At 43.0% G+C, this 20,060-nt stretch carries 15 protein-coding genes; 10 read left to right on the top strand and 5 right to left on the bottom strand.

Features of this window, described 5'->3' with window-relative positions; translation table 11 throughout:
• Positions 1-556: 556 nt before the first annotated feature.
• Positions 557-1,177, bottom strand: coding sequence for a heme-binding beta-barrel domain-containing protein (locus VPNCDNU1_RS27855; protein WP_104403401.1), 621 nt, complete (start codon positions 1,175-1,177; stop codon positions 557-559).
• 677 nt (positions 1,178-1,854) lie between these two features.
• Here VPNCDNU1_RS27855 and xdhA point away from each other — a divergent pair.
• From xdhA to VPNCDNU1_RS27830, 5 genes are read left to right on the top strand one after another with little or no spacing between them, the layout of a single operon-like run.
• Positions 1,855-3,303: a xanthine dehydrogenase small subunit gene (gene xdhA / locus VPNCDNU1_RS27850; RefSeq protein WP_104403403.1), complete on the top strand. Its 1,449-nt coding sequence runs from the start codon at positions 1,855-1,857 to the stop codon at positions 3,301-3,303.
• Complete coding sequence (gene xdhB / locus VPNCDNU1_RS27845; RefSeq protein ID WP_104403400.1) at positions 3,296-5,695, top strand: xanthine dehydrogenase molybdopterin binding subunit; 2,400 nt, start codon at positions 3,296-3,298, stop codon at positions 5,693-5,695. The genes xdhA and xdhB overlap by 8 nt, the downstream gene beginning before the upstream one ends.
• Before the next feature lie 27 nt (positions 5,696-5,722).
• Positions 5,723-6,574 carry a xanthine dehydrogenase accessory protein XdhC gene (gene xdhC / locus VPNCDNU1_RS27840; RefSeq protein ID WP_104403399.1) on the top strand — a complete coding sequence of 284 codons (852 nt, stop codon included), beginning with the start codon at positions 5,723-5,725 and terminating at the stop codon, positions 6,572-6,574.
• Between the two features lie 30 nt (positions 6,575-6,604).
• The gene (gene guaD / locus VPNCDNU1_RS27835) at positions 6,605-7,921 is read left to right on the top strand and encodes a guanine deaminase (RefSeq protein ID WP_104403398.1); all 1,317 of its coding nucleotides are present in this window, start codon (positions 6,605-6,607) and stop codon (positions 7,919-7,921) included.
• Between the two features lie 13 nt (positions 7,922-7,934).
• Positions 7,935-8,465: a GNAT family N-acetyltransferase gene (locus tag VPNCDNU1_RS27830; protein ID WP_104403397.1), complete on the top strand. Its 531-nt coding sequence runs from the start codon at positions 7,935-7,937 to the stop codon at positions 8,463-8,465.
• 72 nt (positions 8,466-8,537) lie between these two features.
• Here VPNCDNU1_RS27830 and VPNCDNU1_RS27825 read toward each other — a convergent pair whose 3' ends face one another.
• Together VPNCDNU1_RS27825 and VPNCDNU1_RS27820 are read right to left on the bottom strand one after the other, a co-directional pair.
• Positions 8,538-9,077, bottom strand: a complete 540-nt coding sequence (locus VPNCDNU1_RS27825) for a GNAT family N-acetyltransferase (protein ID WP_167404906.1) — start codon at positions 9,075-9,077, stop codon at positions 8,538-8,540.
• 442 nt (positions 9,078-9,519) lie between these two features.
• Positions 9,520-10,134, bottom strand: a complete 615-nt coding sequence (locus VPNCDNU1_RS27820) for a LysE family translocator (protein WP_104403395.1) — start codon at positions 10,132-10,134, stop codon at positions 9,520-9,522.
• Between the two features lie 466 nt (positions 10,135-10,600).
• On the opposite strand from VPNCDNU1_RS27820, the gene VPNCDNU1_RS27815 reads away from it, so the two are divergent.
• Together VPNCDNU1_RS27815 and VPNCDNU1_RS27810 are read left to right on the top strand one after the other, a co-directional pair.
• On the top strand, positions 10,601-11,506 hold the full coding sequence (locus VPNCDNU1_RS27815; RefSeq protein ID WP_145959500.1) for a hypothetical protein: 906 nt from the start codon (positions 10,601-10,603) through the stop codon (positions 11,504-11,506).
• An 18-nt stretch (positions 11,507-11,524) separates the two neighbouring features.
• The gene (locus VPNCDNU1_RS27810; RefSeq protein ID WP_104403393.1) at positions 11,525-13,126 is read left to right on the top strand and encodes a hypothetical protein; all 1,602 of its coding nucleotides are present in this window, start codon (positions 11,525-11,527) and stop codon (positions 13,124-13,126) included.
• Positions 13,127-13,172: 46 nt separating this feature from the next.
• Here the strand turns inward: VPNCDNU1_RS27810 and VPNCDNU1_RS27805 are convergent, their stop codons facing one another.
• Positions 13,173-14,084 carry a DMT family transporter gene (locus VPNCDNU1_RS27805; protein ID WP_104403392.1) on the bottom strand — a complete coding sequence of 304 codons (912 nt, stop codon included), beginning with the start codon at positions 14,082-14,084 and terminating at the stop codon, positions 13,173-13,175.
• A gap of 96 nt (positions 14,085-14,180) precedes the next feature.
• On the opposite strand from VPNCDNU1_RS27805, the gene VPNCDNU1_RS27800 reads away from it, so the two are divergent.
• Positions 14,181-15,602 carry an aminotransferase-like domain-containing protein gene (locus VPNCDNU1_RS27800; protein WP_104403391.1) on the top strand — a complete coding sequence of 474 codons (1,422 nt, stop codon included), beginning with the start codon at positions 14,181-14,183 and terminating at the stop codon, positions 15,600-15,602.
• A 68-nt stretch (positions 15,603-15,670) separates the two neighbouring features.
• Here VPNCDNU1_RS27800 and VPNCDNU1_RS27795 read toward each other — a convergent pair whose 3' ends face one another.
• Complete coding sequence (locus VPNCDNU1_RS27795; RefSeq protein ID WP_104403390.1) at positions 15,671-16,108, bottom strand: Lrp/AsnC family transcriptional regulator; 438 nt, start codon at positions 16,106-16,108, stop codon at positions 15,671-15,673.
• Positions 16,109-16,326: 218 nt separating this feature from the next.
• On the opposite strand from VPNCDNU1_RS27795, the gene yjeH reads away from it, so the two are divergent.
• Entirely contained in the window at positions 16,327-17,583 is a 1,257-nt protein-coding gene (gene yjeH, locus VPNCDNU1_RS27790; protein ID WP_104403402.1) for an L-methionine/branched-chain amino acid transporter, read from the top strand.
• Positions 17,584-18,105: 522 nt separating this feature from the next.
• A complete protein-coding gene (locus VPNCDNU1_RS27785; RefSeq protein WP_104403389.1) occupies positions 18,106-19,977 on the top strand; it encodes a methyl-accepting chemotaxis protein in 1,872 nt (623 codons plus the stop codon).
• The last annotated feature ends 83 nt before the right edge of the window (positions 19,978-20,060 follow it).

The raw sequence follows: 20,060 nt of genomic DNA, 5'->3' as shown, positions 1-20,060 counted from the left end.
ACGAATGTGATTTAATTGAATAAGATATTTCTTAAAATCGAGTATTAATCTTTACTAAAAAACTTGTAAGGAAGAACAAGTGAAATCAATTTAATCAAATAAAAACAGCAACTTAAGATCAGCATGCTTTTAATATAACAAAAAGCTCACTTGAAAATAACACGTGATAAAATAGCAGCAAAAACCAACAGTATTATTATGTTATAGCATAACATAAATTAGAGATTATCTAGAAATAAAATAAATACCATATTTTTGGAAAGGCTCATATATACATTGTAATTAACAGTTAAGTAGATATTAAATTTGTGAACGGAATTGTCTCGCATTACGATTATTATAGTATTTCCTTATTTATTATTAAGCTAATAGTGAGATTTACGACCTTTTATACTGTAACTTTTAATGATAAAAGTTAAACAGTGATTCAGGTTTTATGACTTCTAACATTACTTTAGCAACAAACCCAATTGTCTACATTCTGGCAAGTCCCAAGATGCAAAAAGCACCCTATGGATGCTTTCTATGATAAAAACTTAGAATGTTGAGTAAGCTTTTACTTCACTTTATACAAAGTACTGGAATCTGTATGCGCCATCGCTTTCCCATAAATATTCAAAACGGTATTTTGTGAATAAGTCAGTTTTTCATCTTCAATTGAGATGGTCATGGAGAACCCGGTAGTCGTTGCGTTATCTGTCATGAAATTTGACTCTGCAATCCCGCGCTTAGACGCTGTAAGCGTCATCTGTTTACCCGCTTGCCCCTCTGCCGTTACACACGTTGTGCGAGGAACACAGAAGGAGTTGTAAACAATTTGATTATCAGCATCGTAGATAAAATAGCCGCGCTGGTCGTGAAACTTCGTGTCGTCCGCTTTTCTGAAAACTTCTTGCTTATAATACAGAGCAACAAGGCTTTGCGAACTTGCATTAACTGCATCGGCTGCAACTTCAAATGTAATCACTTCATAAAATGGCGTAACAGCGGGGGCACCTTCACCTTGTGGAGTCCCTTTTTGAGCAGGCGCAATATCTACACCACCTGTTTCTGCCGATTTCCATGTACCAACAAGTGATGCCAATGGACCAAAATCCATCCCTCCAATTTCTGAATGGTTTGCTGCGGCGGGCAGAGATAAGGCTGCCGTCATTACTGCTACAAGGTACTTCTTCATTTTTCGCTTCCAAGTTGTCATTTAATTTGTTCGATATTATTAACTAACCTTAAGTCCAAATATATATAGAGAAACATGTTAGCCTTCAATACAAACAAAATAAATGTAACATTATGTGTATTTATTGCTTTTGTGAATGAATTTTAAAAATAAAAAGAATAAATATATTTCACAAAGAAATAGATAAAGCTCTATTACTTTCATTTAGAATATACATAGATTAGTTAATCTTAGAAATTTATAGTGCTTAATAACAATGAGTTACATTATCACCAAGGAAAAAAGAGCGACTGATACCGTCTAATATTTAAGGTAAAAAATATAATAAATTTATTATTAAAATCTAAATTAAATCTCATTCTAAAGTTTTTTATAATAATTTATCCTTATGCCAATTTCATCAGAAAAATAACATCACTTAAAGTATGAAAAATATTTCCATGCTTGATTGCCAATTATTGTTTATCGGCTTTTATAAGTACCTTTCTGGAACACCAATTCGTTACCACAAAGCCAAGAATCTTGAAGTTACTTGGCGTAAACACGAACCAAAAGCAACGCCTCAAATCTAATAAATGTACAAAAAACGTTAACAAATTGTTGACCATTGAGTCAGTTTATTCAAAACTTGACCAATGGGTCAGTTTTTATTGATCGATACAGTGCTAGGAGAAGCCGTGATTTCGTTTTTGCTTAACCAATCCGTAAAACACATTGAAGATGTGTCGCCGAACACAACTGTCTTACAATACGTGCGTACACAACTGAATAAAACCGGAACAAAAGAAGGATGCGGTTCTGGTGATTGTGGCGCATGTACCGTTGTGCTAGGTGAAGTGATCGATGGAAAATTGGTCTATCAATCTATTAACTCGTGCCTGACTTTCGTTTCGTCTCTACACGGAAAACAGTTGATCACCGTTGAAGATCTAAAAAATCCAAATGGGTGCTTGCATCCAGTACAACAGGCAATGGTGGACTATCACGGCTCACAATGCGGTTTTTGCACGCCTGGCTTTATCATGTCTATGTTTGCACTCATCAAGAACAAACCAATAGCATCCAAGCACGATGTATTGGAAGCACTTGCAGGCAACTTATGCCGATGTACAGGCTATCGTCCAATTATTGAAGCGGCACTGTCACTCAACAGTAACCAACAACTCAAAGATCTATTTTCAATATTAGAACAAGAGACCATCATCAAACTCAGCGCCCTTTCCATCGAAAAAGGGGAATTGCAATGCGGTGATTACCATGCCTTCCTCCCAACAAACACAGACGAATTGGCGGAACTGTATATGCGTCATCCCAGCGCTAAGTTGGTTGCAGGGGGAACCGATCTCGCTTTGGAAGTGACTCAGTTTAGACGCCCTATTGAAACCCTAATTAGCATCGCAGCAGTTGCAGACATGAAGCGCTGCAAAATTAAAGACAATCAATTCATACTAGGGGCTAACGTCACGCTGAATGAAGCATACCAGTCACTCGCCCAACACTTTCCAGATTTCGGTGAACTGCTTCATCGATTTGCATCACTTCAAGTACGTAACCAAGGCACCCTAGGCGGCAACATTGCTAATGCCTCTCCGATTGGCGATACACCCCCTTTACTCATCGCTTTAGGTGCTCAACTGTCACTGCGCCGTGGAGAGTCTTCTCGGCTTATGTTGTTAGAAGATTATTTCGTGAGTTACAAAGTGACGGCGCAGCAGCCAAGTGAGTTTATTGAATCCATCCATATTCCGCTTCTGGCGGCAGAACAAACGTTTAAGGCGTACAAAATTTCAAAACGTTTAGACGATGACATCTCAGCAGTCTGTGGTGCGTTTAACTTAACCATAGAGAATGGCGTAGTGAAACAGGCGCTGATCGCATTTGGTGGTATGGCAGCAACCCCCAAACGCGCAACCCACTGCGAGCAAGCACTAGTGGATAAAGCTTGGACAGAAGAAACAATACTTGCTGCGATGAAAACCATTGTGGACGACTTTGAGCCGTTGAGCGATTTCCGTGCGACCAAGGAATACCGCGCTTTAAGTGCAGCAAACCTGCTCCGACGCTTTTATATAGAATCAGTCCACCAAAATAATACGATCGAAACTAGGGTAACGTCTTATGTCTAACGCGCCAAAAACAACCATGAGCCACAAAGAAATGGTGGCGTTATTCAAACAAGATCTAAAAACAGGCGTAGGCAAAAGCGTGAAACACGACAGCGCTGCCCTTCAGGTGACAGGCGAAGCCAAATACATCGACGATAAACTAGAATTCCCAAATCAACTGCACGCCTACGCGTTACTCAGCCCCCACGCGCACGCCAACATTCTTAGTATCGACCTTTCTCCATGCTACGAATTTGAAGGCGTTGCCATCGCAATTACCAGCCAAGACATTCCTGGCAACTTAGATATTGGCGCAATATTGCCAGGGGATCCTCTACTCGCTGATGGCAAAGTGGAATACGTTGGGCAACCTGTTATTACCGTTGCAGCCAACGATCTTGAAGTTGCAAGAAAAGCGGCACATGCAGCAGTTATCGAGTATGAAATACTGCCCGCCGTTTTAGACGTAGAAGAAGCGTTAGAGAAAAAACTGTTTGTCACCGATACCCACCAGCAAAAGCGAGGGAATTCTAAAGCAGCCATTGCTCATTCAAAACATGTGCTTGAAGGCAGCTTGCATGTGGGCGGGCAAGAACATTTCTATCTAGAAACTCAAATCGCCACCGTTATGCCAACAGAAGACGGTGGCATGATCGTCCACTCTTCCACCCAAAACCCAACCGAAATTCAAAAACTGGTTGCTGGCGTATTGGGTACTCCCATGCACAAAGTGCTCATTGATGTACGCCGCATGGGCGGTGGATTTGGTGGGAAAGAAACCCAATCGTCCTATCCAGCATGCATGGCGTCGGTGATTGCTAAATTGACCAATCGCCCCACCAAAATGCGATTGTTCCGAACCGAAGATATGATGATGACGGGGAAACGTCACCCGTTCTACAACCAGTACAAAGTAGGGTTTGACGATCAAGGAACGATAACGGGTATCGAGATCGACGTGGCAGGTAACTGTGGTTACTCACCTGATTTATCAAGCTCTATAGTCGATCGCGCCATGTTCCACTCAGACAACGCTTACTACTTGGGTGAGGCAACGGTTACGGGTTATCGCTGCAAAACCAACACCGCATCCAACACCGCATTTCGTGGGTTTGGTGGACCTCAAGGCATGATGACCATTGAACACATCATGGACGACATAGCAGCTTATCTGAACAAAGACGCCTTGGAAGTGCGCCAAGCGAACTACTACGGAAAAAACGAACGTAACGTTACTCATTATTTCCAAACGGTTGAAGACAGTGATTTTATGCCAGAGATCACTGAACAGTTGATTGAAAGTAGCGACTACTACCAGCGTCGCGAGGAGATCAACGAATTCAACAAACAAAGCCCTATTCTAAAGAAAGGCTTAGCCATCACACCGGTTAAGTTTGGAATCTCCTTCACCGCCTCTTTTTTGAATCAAGCTGGCGCGCTTATCCACATCTACACCGATGGCAGTATTCACCTAAACCACGGTGGCACGGAAATGGGACAAGGTTTGAATACCAAAGTGGCGCAAATTGTCGCAGAGGAATTTCAGGTTGATATCAGCCGTATTCAGATCACCGCCACCAATACTGAAAAAGTCCCAAACACATCACCAACGGCAGCATCTTCGGGCACCGATTTGAACGGCAAAGCAGCACAAAACGCAGCGCGACACATCAAAGTACGTTTGGTGAACTTCGCCAGCGAGCACTTCAAGGTTGCACCGGAAGACGTCCGATTCAAGAACGGCATCATTCAGGCGGGCAAAACCCTTATCGAATTTGATGAGTTCATTCAACTGGCGTACTTCAACCAAGTGTCGCTTTCTAGCACGGGTTTCTACCGAACCCCCAAAATTTACTACGATCACGAAAAAGCCAAAGGCAGACCGTTTTATTACTTCGCTTATGGCGCGTCTTGCTCGGAAGTCATCGTCGATACACTAACAGGTGAATACAAGATTTTGCGCGCCGATCTTCTACACGATGTCGGTGCATCACTGAACCCCGCAATTGATATTGGTCAGGTTGAAGGCGCATTTGTTCAGGGCGCGGGCTGGCTTACAACAGAAGAACTGGTTTGGAATGATGAAGGTAGGCTGACGACGAACGGTCCTGCCAGCTATAAGATTCCAGCGGTGGCGGATATGCCTATCGATTTTAGAACACATTTACTGCAAAACAGACAAAATCCAGAAGACACCGTTTTTCACTCAAAAGCCGTGGGCGAACCTCCGTTTATGCTTGCTATGTCGGTATGGAGCGCACTGAAAGATGCCATTCGATATGTGATTGTAGAAAATGGCGTAAGCGAAAACGTTCGCCCTCATTTAGACACGCCAGCCACACCCGAACGAGTCCTTATGGCAATCGAAAAGGTGCGTGAAAGCGCGAAAAGCTCAAGCAAGAAAACTGCATAGTCACCGCGTTACTAAGAGGGACAAGTTATGTACTGCGATAACTGGATTCAGGAACTGGCGAAACTCGAAAGCGCAAATGAACCTTGTGTGATGGTAACCGTGCTAAATGAACGTGGGTCGGTGCCTAGAGGGGCTGGAACAAAAATGCTGATCACCGCCGACCGGCTGATTGCCACTATCGGCGGTGGACATCTTGAGCACATTGCTACTCAATTAAGCAGAACGATGCTTGAAGAGAAAGCCACCGAAGTCAAAATCGACACGTTTAACCTAGGCGCTCGCTTAGGGCAATGCTGCGGCGGTATGGCGACCTTGTGCTTTGAGCCGATAGGCACCCGCAAACGCCACCTTTACCTATTCGGTGCAGGTCACGTTGCTAAAGCCTTGGTTCACGTGATCGCCACCCTAGATTTTGAGATCACGTGGATCGATCAACGAGAGAATGAATTCCCTGCCCTACTGCCTAAAAATATAAAGCAACTTGTGAGTGACGACCCAGTTGGAGAAGTGAACTTTGCCCATGAAAACAGCTACTTTCTGGTGATGACTCATAATCATCAACTCGATTTTGACCTCACAAGGGCTATCCTTGATAGAGGAGACAGCGCTTATTTTGGCGTAATAGGTTCATCGACCAAGCGTAAAAAGTTCGATATGCGGCTAAGACAACGCGGTTACAGCGATAATCAGCTCGCCAGTATGACCAGCCCAATTGGCATCAGTGATATTCCAGGGAAACGACCCGAGGAAATCGCAATATCGGTTGCAGGAGAGCTGATAGCTCATTACCACCAAGTAGAATTAGCCGATACAAAAACAAAGGAGAGTTGCACACAAGATGACGACCTCCAGCGCATTACACAGCCAAAACAGGCATAGAGCCACTGGGCATGATCTAAAGGAAGCAACATGACGACCACAACGCACGCTTTTCGTAGCGCCGTGCTGCACAGTGTGGCAGATCCACAGGAAGTGGGTTTGGAAAACTCATATCAGTATTTTGAAGACAGCATAATCGTCGTTAAAGATGGCATTATCGATCAAATCGGCGATGCGAAAACCATCTTACCTACGCTGTCACCTGCAATAAAAATCACGCTGTTTGAAAACAAGCTGATCACCTCGGGGTTTATTGATACTCATATTCACTATCCACAAACAGGGATGATTGCCTCCTACGGTGAACAGCTTTTGGATTGGCTCGAAAACTATACATTCCCAGAGGAGCTGAGGTTCAAAGACCCAGAATACGCGCGGCAAGTTGCCAAACTATTCTTGGATGAACTGGCAAGCAATGGCACAACCACGGCGTTGGTATTCGGCACCGTGCACAAACAGTCGGTTGATGTCTTCTTTGAAGAGGCAGAACGACGCAACCTTAGAATGATCGCGGGCAAAGTGTTAATGGACAGAAACGCGCCCGATTCCCTAACAGACACACCGGAGTCGGGTTACGCCGATTCCAAAGCACTTATCGAAAAGTGGCATAAACGTTCTCGTTTGCACTACGCTGTTACACCAAGGTTTGCCCCCACCAGCACAGCCGAACAACTCGCAACGGTTGGGAAACTCCTAAAAGAATACCCAGACGTTTATATGCACACTCACCTTTCCGAAAACAAAAAGGAAATCGATTGGGTGTTGGAGCTTTTCCCTGAAAGAGAAAGTTACCTAGATGTCTACGATCACTATGGGTTACTGCACAAACGTTCCGTGTTTGCCCACGGTATTCATTTGTCGGATTGCGAATGCCAGCGGTTGGCAGACACTCAATCTGCCATTGCCTTTTGCCCCACATCCAACCTGTTTTTAGGGTCGGGGTTGTTTCGGCTCCCAAAGCTTGAGCAATTTGGCATTCGAGTAGGCATGGGCACCGATGTAGGCGCAGGAACGAGCTTTTCCATTCTGCAAACCATGAGTGAAGCCTATAAAGTCATGCAATTACAGCAGGAAAAGCTCCATCCGATAAAATCACTTTATTTGGCCACACTTGGTGGTGCAAAAGCCTTGCACCTAGAGGGCAAAATCGGAAACCTAGAAGTAGGCAAAGAAGCGGATTTTGTGGTGTTGGATCTGCACGCAACGCAACTTATGAAATTTCGCATGAACCAAACCAAAACGCTGGAAGAAAAGTTGTTTGTATTGATGAGCCTAGGCGACGACAGAACCGTATGTGAGACATACATTATGGGTAAAAACGTTTATTCTTCAAATACACCCAATTGAAATCGAGAACCTCATGTCAACATATACCCACGATAGCTCTGTATTTTCTACCAAGCGTCTTGTGACTAAAACTGTCGTGGCTTCATTTGGGCACGATAGCGAATTCATTCGTGATGTAATCGACATACTTACACCAAACGTAACGGCTGCACTTCCCCCTTATTTTCAAGGAATCGATGACACCGCAAAGGCAGAGTCGTGGGTGAAGAAAATCACCGAAGACGGTCAAGCACTCGCGATCTACCTAACACCGGAAGACACTTTATGTGGTTTCATATTTTTATATCAGTCCGATAACGACGAACTTCATTTGGGGTATCTTCTTGGTGAAACGCATCAAGGTAAGGGCTTGGCAAAAGAGATGCTTGGGGGGTTGCTTGGTTGGTGCAAACAAAACAAACAAGTGCGAGCTTTAATTGGTGGGGTCGAGAAAAACAACGTTGCGTCGTCTTCTTTTCTCCTAAAGCTAGGGTTTTATCGAACCGAGTCAAATTCAGATGATACAGACTTTTATCGGTTCGATATCGATTCACTAGCGGGCTAATTCAACAGTTCTAGAACACTTCAAACCAAAACGCTCTGAGGCCACCTATTCTAGTGCAAGCTTAAAAAAGCGTTATACAAACGTTTCGGCTTTTTTTAACAACACAGAAGGTGAAGACCAAGTAAATACGGCTTCTTTCACTTTGCTGCCACAAGGTGCACTCCAGTCACTTAGGTGAGATTGAGTCGCGCCAAGTGCCAAATAGAAATGTTTCGCTGCAACATTTTGTTCGAGCACTTCCAAATAAACGCCTGAATCTGGGAAATATTTTTCCGCCCATTTAGCCGCTTCTAACATTAGTTTAGTGCCAAGACCATGCCCTTGATAGGCAGAGTCGACGTGCAGGTTATCAATAATGGTTCCGTATTCGAAATTGTGGTTGCCATAAATACAAATGAACCCACAAAGGTCGCCTTCATTTTCTAGAACGAGGACATTTTGATTAAACGACGGGTTGGTCAAGCGTGTTTGCCAAACAATAACTCTATCGTCTTCTGCGTATTGCTCTAAATAAGCATCGGTAACCAGACCACGATAATGTTGTTGCCAGCTTTTCGCATGTAACTGCGCAATTCGCTCGAAATCTTGGTAATTCGCTTGCCTTAATTCCACTCTTTCCTCCTTGAGTGCCATTACTCCATGCTACACCAACGGTATTCATAACTTCGGCCGAAAAGCTTGGTCTAAGAATACCTAAGTGTAATATCAGTTAATTCCATTTGGACTCTCTTGGGTAGAGAGCTCAATTAACTTTAAATTCAGCGCAGTTTTCTACTGCTTTTTTAGTTTCTACTACAGTAAAGCAAAACAAACCGAATTATTCACTTTTTTTACCCAAAATGACTACATTTACAGAAATTAAAATTATATATGTCTAGTTTGATAGGCTAAAAGATATATAAAACTAAGGTTATATGACCAAATCAGGAAAAAATGGTTAAAATTTGACATAAGGCTGAAAGCTCGATAGTGCCGAGATTTGAGAAAATTAAGAGGAGGGATTTAGCGCAGCTGAAAGAATTATCTGCCGACGGGTAGATGAAAAAGTGTGAGCCTAAACGACCCACACAACCCGTATAGCTAATCCAATCAGGATAACTCCAGAGATACGATCGATGAGTACCGCTTTCTGGCGAATTTTATCGATAACAAGCGGCATGGAAAGCAACAAAGTAATGAGTGTATACCATAAGCCATCCACAATAAGTGGAGTCGCTACAATCACCACTTGATTCATCAACTCGTTCCCCAACGCAACAAACTGGCTAAACAGAGCGATAAAGAAAAGAGCTATTTTGGGGCTAAGAATCGAAATCAAAAAGCCTTCCCGTGCAGAAGAGAAAACAGAAACACGATCGCCAGCTTCTAAACGAGCGGCGACCCCACCTTTAGATCGCAAAGCATTAAACCCGAGGTAAGCGAGATACGCCGCCCCTAAATAACTGATGGTTTTGAATAAGATGGGGGACTGTTGCAAAACAACCGCCAAACCAATGATCGTGACCAGCGCATAAATGCCAATACCAAACGCGTGAGCCCATGCCGCCGCAAGACCATTCTTACGCCCACCCGCTAATGTATGTTTAGATACCGTGACCAAACTTGGCCCTGGAGACATGGCACCCAGTAAACAAATAGCGAATAAAGAGAGCCAAACGCTTAATGTCATTGTTCATCCTTTTGTGTTGTCTGAATTACAGCGTCACTCTCTCACTTAGCACTGTTCACTTGCAAGTCTTCTTTACTCTTTACAAAAACCCTCGCTTACGAAATCACAATAAATTTACACAAATTTAACACTCTGATGATTTATTAGATATTGTTCACAAATCTACATAAGCAAGAATTTATAATATTCAATCAATTTAGATGGAACTCAAAGCACTTGAACGAATTGCATGGAGGCAGAGATGTTCAACAAAATGAGATTTTCAATTGTTCTTAGTGCGATCTTCTTAACAGGATGCATGTCGTCTAATGTGAAGTGGCGCGAGGGGAATCAGCCAAACAATAAAGACGAATGGGTTCGATTTAAAACTAACTACTTTTTTCGAGTCATAAACTCTTGTGAACCTCCAAAGCCCAAAATACTAAATAATGTAAAGCATACAGTACTCACTCCCAATGAAGGTTACATGCTTAGCGACACCCTGTATCGGTTTACACTTACTGGTAAAGCGCACCCTTGGAATCAGGTTAAATTTGAAGCAGGAACCTTGCTAGCTAGCCAAATTGACCCTTTCTCCACCAACGTCATATACGATAAAACCAGCAAAGAAATAAAAACAGCTTCAGTTGGTAACACTGCCAATATTAATACCACAAATGAGCAGCAAACTAAGCTATCCACTATTAATAAAGAAATAGAAACGATCGCAGAAAAACGAGATAAAGAGCAGCAGAAAACGAAAAGCAATCAAACGCTCATTGATTCATACACCAGCCAACTTAGGTTGCTTGAAAACGCACGAAATGAAATATTCAAATTCCTATATGGTCATGTAATTGAAGTCCCCTACGAGTTAACCAATGACGATTTGAACAATATAAAAGATTTAAACGAATTCAAAAGTTTGGATCAAGATATTAAAAATAGTCTACAAAACAATATGCTTCTCAACAGCTTCACCCCTTTCAACGACCAATTTATTCCAAAACTGACCCAAGAGACTAGGGATGCACATCGACAAAAACTAGAGCGTCTAATGTATACGCGCACCGATTGCCCTCCTGGTTTTTCCCGAAATCATGGCTTTTTAATTCTCGGTCCAGAAGGTTGGAAACATTTCGATCCAGAAGAAAGATTACTGCTCGCCATGTATACGTCGGAAGCCCCCCTAATATCGACAATGACAAAGCTATCTCAAAAAATGACACAGGCTCACAATCAAACTCGACTCAATGAAAAACCGTTTCAGCAAGAAGTGCAGCGAGCACTTGAGTCGCAAAATACCTACCTCAAATCAAAAGAGGAATGGGAAAACAAACTGGATGCACTTATTGAGTCTTTTAAAGATGCCAACACTAGTTCAGAGAATTAAGGGATAGGGAGATTGAAAATGATGAAGCTAATTACTTTACTCTCTGTAATCACAGCACTTTCGGGCTGTGTAGCTGTAAAAACCTTCGTTAACCCGTACAAAGGAAGCTCTATGGAAGTGGAAGTAGACGTTTACCAAGGTCCCCTATCCAAATCAGAAGAAGTGCAGTGGCAAGAAATACAGGTTCTACGTAGCTCATTGGAAGGATTGTGTGCGTCGTCTTTTACGCCTCAAGCTTTCACTACAGCTTCAAAAGCAGAACTAGAAAACTATGCAAATTGCGCTAGCAAAGTGCTTCAGGACATCTATTCTAGAGCATTGTGGCCAGGCGTAAGCTCAAATAGGATGGTCACAAACACAGTCGATGATGGTAAAAAGGTTACCACTAACACGGTTGCCCAAACCATTACTGGAACATCGATAAAAGCTACGAAAACGACTACTGAAAAGGGAATAAAGAAAGAAGACAATAAAAAACCTCATCCCATAAAAACCACAACATCATCTACAGAGATAGAAAACGCTGAACACATGGCTTTAATAGCTCGAAGTTTGCTTGCTCGTAGTGAATTGCTATTACAACAAATGAAAGGAGAAGATCGTCATTTGCTACCCTTGAGCGCATACTTGGCTGAAGCTTCACCCTCTCTATTTATCGAGTACTGCTACCACTCAACCGATCCAAAAACCAATAATTGGCAATGTGACTACGGGAGAAGAACGGGTTTTGCGAAACCTAACATGGCTGATGGTTTGTTAAATGAACAATACTGGCAGCGGATCAACCATGTCCATAGTTCAGGTATGGGGAACGTCGCTACCGCGTTTGTGAAAGATGAAATAGGCAACTGGTCGCTAAAGAGTTTTGACTCCAACCCCGAAGATTTGTTAAACGCATACCAAGACCTTTCCTTTCAAGCACTCTCTACGGCCACCAAACTCGCGGCTGGGAATGTGTCATCCATTTCGTTAGACAGCATTGAAAAATCTAAGCGGTTTGCAGCGTACGCAGAAAGTATTGCTTTCGGTGATTCAGCCAGCACATCGAACAATATATCAGAAAAGCAAGTTGCATCCCTAAGGCAAGAAATTATTTCTACCCTTGAAAACATTAAGCAGAATTACGCCAAGAAAAAAGGTGAAATAGAAGAAAGAAAGCCTTTAGATAATAGTGAAGAATTGAACAACAAATTAGCAAACCAGAAAGATAAAGTGGACAAATCACGGACTGACCTTTGCAAATCACTAGTAAGTTCCTCTGAAAATGAAAAAATTAGAGATGGCAACGGTCTATGTAAACCTCACCAAAGTGGAAATATTGGTAAGCTATCAGACATGAGAAACTACTGGAAAAACCAATTAGAAGCCGACCCTGCGTTGTTTTCGCAAGGAGACGGCAGCCGATTAGCAAATTGGTCAAATCTAATCAATACAATAGATGCTGGACTTAAATTGGAAAATGAAAAGTCATTGCTTGAGCAAAACATCAGCCAAAATAAGAGTGATTTGGAACAGCTAAAAAACGACGTCGATCAAGTTATACAAGAAACACTAGACCCCTATATGTTGAGACTGGTGACATTCCAAGGTCTTAGTTACGATACGAGCCCTGATCCTTAGCCACCTGTTCTACTAGATGGTCTGACGTTACTAAATTATGCATCGTTTAGGAAGCCAATTTGGGTGCACTACTTTTATCTAAGGGAGCGGTTGACTGTTTTCTTTTCAAGCCCACCAAGTAAACAGCTAACGCAGCAAAGCCAAACCCGAGAGCACCGATGAAATCAAAGCGCTCATCAAACAGAAGCCAAGCTTGCACAGCGGTAACAGGAGGAACCAAATAAAATACGGACGCCACTTTTTCAGACTCGCCATGCTCTACCATATAGAGCAGCAACAATACCGCCAATACAGAAAGCACAATGACTAACCACGCAAGTGTTGCGACAAATGTCGGTGTCCAATGAATAACGAGCGGTTCAAAGGCGTAGGCAGTGAATGCGAACACAACCAACGCAGCAAGATATTGCCAAGTAACACAGGTTACTAAGTCTGTCCCGTTACAGAATTTCTTTTGATAGAGTGTCCCGAAAGTTATTCCAATCAAAGCGATGGTAATGGAGAAAAACGCCCATCCTTTATTGGTCGCATCTACCCATTCCATTTTTCCATGTAATACCAAAAAGATACCGACCAAGCCTAACGCTAAGCCAAGCCACTGACGCCAGCGCAAATAGGTGGTTCCGACCGCGACCAAAGTAACCGCTGTAAGAATGGGCTGTAGCCCCACCAATAAAGCACTCAAGCTGGCTGGCATTCCTAGCTTAATCGCCGAATAGGTGCCACCGAGGTACATACCATGAATCATAAGCCCTGAAATACAGGCGTGAAATGTTTTACTTGGGCTAAGAGCCTTGCGCTTAAGCACCACCACTAACACGCCCAAAACTAAAACGTTCAATGCTGTTCTAATGGTTAACAAAGTGGCTGGGTCGGTAAACTGTAAACCCAATTTAGATCCAACAAAACCTGATGCCCACAACACAACAAATATCCACGGTATAAGACTTAACGGCATGACTTTCTCCTTTTTTTCTTACTTTATTGGATACAGATATTCAAAAAAGGTACAGTTAAACCTAACTTAATGGGTACAGATTGGGTAAAACTATAAATGGGCAGTAAAAAGTATCAAGACGTTATTGAGTATGTGCATACTAAAATCGCTAAAAATAGATGGATAACGGGGGAAAAAGTCCCGTCCATTAGAACCCTAAGTCTGGAACTTTCAGTATCGCGAAATACTGTAATTCGTGCCTATCAAGAATTAGAAGCGGCCAGAACTTTGTACGCCGAAGCGCGTTCTGGATACCGAGTTCGAGGTGAGTCTGAACCGTCATTAAATGCCCACATTGAAGCGCCCGGTTATGTCGATTTACTGTCTAAAACCAAGTCCATTTTAAAAACGCCGCTTGGTGATCATCTAATGCCAGCGGGTTGTGCGCACCCCGACATCGACTTCCCTGCCATTCGTTCGCTTTACGCCGAGATAGGTCGCCAAAGTCGCTACCAAGCTCATATTCCTTGTCACTATCAACTTCCCCCAGGCAATGACAAGCTCGTTGATCAGCTCAGAAAGCTTTGTTTAGACAACGAAATCAACTGCTCACAAACGGATATCTTGGTCACTCACGGGGCGCAGCAAGCCATTAGCTTATGCCTGCAAGCCTTAACTTCTAGGGGGGATATCGTCGCCGTAGAGTCTCCCTGTTATTTTGGTAATTTACTTTTAATGGAATCTCTGGGACTAAAAGTCATCGAGATCCCAAGCCATCCAGTGACTGGTATTGATATTGACGCGGTGGTCACCGCTCAAAAGGAGTGGGACATTAAGACTTTGCTCGTCACTCCAAGCTTTAACAACCCCACCAACTCAGTGATGCCTTTGGAAGCAAGAAAGCGGCTTCTTGACGTCACAGGAGAGCTTCCTATTGTTGAAGATGATGTCTTTGGCGAACTGTACTTCGATACGCACTTGCCATCTCTTATGGCATTGGATACCAAAGATCGGGTCGTGTATTGCAGTTCTTTATCTAAGACGTTGGATTCACGTTTAAGGTTGGGGTGGATTGTCGCAGGTAAACACAGAGCCGTTATCGAAAAGCGCTTACTTAGCGACAACATGGGATCGCTGAATTTAATGCAGGCAGCCATTGGTGAGTTTTTGTCGACAGGAAAATACCGCCAGCACTTGATGAAAATTCGTCGGCATTACGCCAAAAAACAAAAGCTATTTATTCCTTGGTTAACGCAAGCATTGGACTCTCATGATTGCCTTAAAAATCAGTATTCCATGAACGTCTCTAATGGCAGCTATATTGTTTGGATTGAATTTCCAAAGCGTTTGAATTGCGATTTACTTTATCAAACCTGTTTAGAACGCAAGATAAGCCTATTTCCTGGCTCACTGTTCACGGCTACTAAACAATATGACCATTGCATTAGGTTAAGTTTTGCAAGATTTAAACCCAATAAAAGCTGGCAAGATGGATTAACAGAGTTCGCCAATTTGACCGCAAAACTCCTCAATACCTAGTGGTTCCACGCCGTTTAATTTGGATGTTTTTAATTGGGCATATACCGGCGTGGGAATTACCCATCGTATTAAAAGCGGCGGTTGAAAAATTCCGTTAATACAGTATGCGTGATTAAGTGCTTCAAGTGGGGTAATGCCTGAAGTTCATCACGAATTTCATTCAATCGTTTCATGCTTGGCGCTTCAATAAAAACCATCATATCGGTTTCACCACTAATGGCGTGTGCCCATTTAACTTCAGGAATATCAGCCACTTTAGCGCCATATGTATCGCAACTGTGCTCAGCTCTTGATGTATCGAAGTAAAGTGCAATATACGCGTTAAGAGAGGCATCTGGCGCGGCGATTTTTACTTGGTATCCTAAGATGACACCATCGTCTTCTAACTTCTTCATTCTGGAGGTTACGGCACTACGAGACAGGTTCACCTCGCGTGCAATATCGCTGACTGAGCGCCTACCGTCTTGCGCCAAAATCGACAGGATTTCCTTATCAAATTTATCCAATGGTATTCCCTTTATTATTATTTGATTGCTTTAAACGGTTAGGAATTGAACTACCGATACAAAGTGTCTGTTAAAAGTGTCATTTTAACGGAGTGTTTCGTCATTTTGCCAGATGTATATTGAGCTTAAAGAATATAGTCTGGAATTAAGTCAGGTCTACATACCCGAACGGTCTCAAGCGTTTGAGTATAAACCAATTCATCTTCATGGACGAAACAGTGCAAGAACTCAAAAAAGAAATCACCCTTATCTCTGGTATAGGACAGCTATCGACTACTCTGCTTGGCACTGGTCTGTTTATGATCCCAGCCATTACGGCAGGCATTGCAGAAAAGTCATCACTTTGGTCGTGGGTTATATTGTTTGCAGCTATCTGCCCTATAGCGTTAACTTTTGCCCTGCTGGGTCGCCGCCACCCAAATGCGGGAGGAACCGCACACTTTGTTAAGCTGGCATTCAATGCGAAGCTAGAACGAAGTGTCGCCTGGTTATTTTTGTCGGTCATCCCCGTTGGTGTTCCCGCAGCCGTCGCCCTCGCAGCCAGTTTTGCAAAGCCTTGGCTACCAGAAGTGGTGCAATCTCAATTTGTTGCAGAGTGCTTTACCGTAGCACTGCTGCTTGGCGTAAACCTAATGGGCAGCAAATCTTCTTCTCAACTCCAAACACTGATTGCGCTTTGCCTGTTCACTTTGATCATCCTGTTTTTTTGGCAAGGTGAGGTTCAACCTTCCGACCTCACCATGCCTTCTTTCTCTTCAGTTGAATGGGTTTCTGTTGGTTCTGCACTCGCTGTTATGTTTTGGTGCTTTGTGGGTATTGAAGCTTTTGCACACATGGGGGAAGAATTTAAGAACCCAGAAAGAGATTTTCCTATCGCCATCATTTTAGGATGCTTTGTTGCAGGACTAACCTATTGGGCATGTTCTGTTGTTGTGCTGAAATTCCATGCCTACGGCACTGTAGAAATGGAAACGGGCGCAATACCGTGGATTACAGCTCACCTGTTTGGCGAAAGCAGCCGTATTGTTATTAGCATCGTGGCGTTTCTAGCTTGTTTTGCCAGTGTTAACCTTTACCTTCAAAGCTTATCTCGCATGCTTTGGAGCCAAGCTCGCCAGTACAAGCCAGAAGGAAAACTAGCCAAAGTTTCTGCCAGAGGAGTACCTGCCAACGCGACATACGTTATCAGTGTTACCTTGCTGCTATCACTGCTTTTTGGTCGATTAGTTGGGCTGGATTTGGAAATGTTTGTCAAGCTGGCAAATGGAATTTTCGTCTTGATCTATCTTCTTGCAATGCTATCAGCAGTGAAGTTACTTACTGGTGTGTCGAGAGGTTTGGCGTGGCTATCTTTGGTGTTATGTGTGCTGGTATTTGCTTGCTTAGGATGGGCGATGCTCTATGCCATTGTCGTATTTGCCTTGCTACAAATACCTAACGCAAGAAAACGCAAAGAGCCCCCAGTATTTAGTTAAGCCCTTGTGTACATCCAAATGAGTAATATTTATAACCCGTCAACCATTAATGAATATCGCTAATCTACAGAGCATTATTTTATGAATAATGCTCTGCTTTTAACCTATCCACACCTTTCGTTCGTCATGACTTCATAGCATTTAATTTCACAGTGAATTGGCATCATAAAATACACCACCCTCTTGTGTGTCGCGGGTAAAAGGCTTCCTAAAACATTCTAAAATCAAACGAGTTAGTGAACTTCAGGGGGAATTACGAGAGCTAGAAAAGAAATAATCAAATTTTTAAGCACGAATTAATTAAACTATCGACTTAAAGTCACAAAATAAAGTCAATTTTATGTAAGAAATCTTTACATTTTTACGTCATACTCTAATTGCTGCTGATATAAATGTAATTCAGTCGCCTTCACTAATAATAATATTCTTTCCGTTACCTCTGAGGGGCTCGGAAATAAAAAACACTTTAGCTAAACACAAAGACACGCTCTTTGTTTGTTTATGCGTGGTAGAGGGATAACTATGAAATTTAGCCATAAAGTCGTCGCTGCTTCGTCGATATTGCTGTTAATAATTTTGAGCTTGCTGACCGTTCAACAATACTTCTCTATGAAGTCTGAGCTTGAACATCAAGTGACTCAAAGTGTCAGTGAGATCGTAGATGGGGTAAGAAATACGGTTGCAGCAGACATTAAGGGTAAAAAAGAGCTGTCACAGTACGCAACAGATATGTTACAGACTGATTTGCAAAATCGAGCCTATGTAGAAAGTGTTATCAGCCAATCAAGTATTAAACAAAACTTCCTTCTTGCTGGTTTAGGCTATGAAGCAGACGGTTCAAATGTGAATAATGATCCTAGTTGGAGTCCTGGTTCAGATTGGGATCCAAGACGTCGCCCTTGGTATATTGACGCGAAGAATTCTGGAAAACTGATCATCACCGCTCCCTATGCCGACTCCGCAACCGGAGAAATCCTAGTCTCCATTGCTGTACCTGTGAAAGAAAATGGTCGGTTTGCAGGCGCGATATTCTACGATGTTAGTCTTGCTGGTCTTGCTGATATCGTAAACAAAGTTGAGCTTTTTAACGCTGGTTTCCTCTTTATTGTCGCGGGTGATGGCACGATTATCGCGCACCCAGATGTAGATAAAAACGGTAAGCAGATGAATACTTTCTTGCCTAATGTTTCTATTCAAGAACAAACTCAAGAAATTGAATTGAATGGTCAACTATACGCGACGGACTTTTCAAAGATTCCTGGCGAGAATTGGTATGTGGGTGTCATGGTAGACGAAAGCATTGCATACTCCGCAGTGACTGAGCTGAAAAATCGCTCAATCATCTATACTGCTATCGCGCTTATCATCAGTATTTTTGCTCTGCTGTTCTTGATTAAAGTTTTGATGCGCCCACTCGACTCTTTGAACGATGCCATTCAGGATATGGCTTCTGGTCAGGGTGACCTTACCAAACGTCTTGATACAAACACCGATTCAGAATTTGCGGCATTAGCTTCTGGTTTCAATAAATTTGCAGAAACCCTTCAGCAACGCATTCAACGTACGAAAGCGCTGAGTGTCGAGATTCGTAACGTGACTGAGACGACAGCAGTCGGCGCGCAAGAATCGGCTTCTGCCATGGCAACTCAGATGCAAGAGCTAGAACAGCTCGCAACGGCAATGAACGAAATGGCGACAACCTCTTCCGACGTAGCAAGTAATGCACAAGGTGCAGCTTCTGCTGCGAAAGATGCAGACGGCGCAACAGAAGATGGGACAAAAGTCGTCGGGTACACCACACAAGCCATTAGTAACTTGTCATCCCGAATCGATGAAGCAGTTGAGCAAGTGAAGCAGCTTGAATCTGCCACCGCAAACATCGAAACCATTTTGGAAGTGATAAACGACATTGCTGACCAAACCAATTTGCTGGCACTGAACGCTGCGATTGAAGCAGCCCGTGCTGGTGAGTCTGGTCGTGGTTTTGCCGTGGTTGCAGACGAAGTTCGAACACTGGCACAACGTACTCAAGAATCAACGACTGAGATTCGTAACATGATTGAGCAGCTTCAATCTGGTGCGACAGCCGTGGCAAGTGCAATGGGACAGAGTAAAGAAACGGCCGACGACACGGTAACCAAAGCACAAGAGGCAAACGAGTCGCTTGATCGCATTCGAAGTGCTATTCAACGCATCAGTGATATGAACATTCAAATCGCTTCTGCAGCAGAGGAGCAAAGTTTAGTTGCCGAAGAGATCAATAACAACACCATCAACATTCGTGATTTGTCTTCGCAAGTAGCGGTTGCTGCTGAAGGCGCAAACGAGGCGATGGCGTTGCAAACTCAACACGTTCGTGACCAAGACGAAGTGATGAGCAAATTCATCGTCTAACACACCGCTGATAAATAAAAATGCCTGACTCAACAGTCAGGCATTTTTTTGTCCTTAATTTCTTGGCTTCTTAGCTTCTTAGC

The organism is Vibrio penaeicida, assembly GCF_002933855.1.
Taxonomy (GTDB): Bacteria; Pseudomonadota; Gammaproteobacteria; order Enterobacterales; family Vibrionaceae; genus Vibrio; species Vibrio penaeicida_A.
Note: the sequence above shows the minus strand (reverse complement) of the source record. Positions and strands in the feature narration are given on the sequence as shown.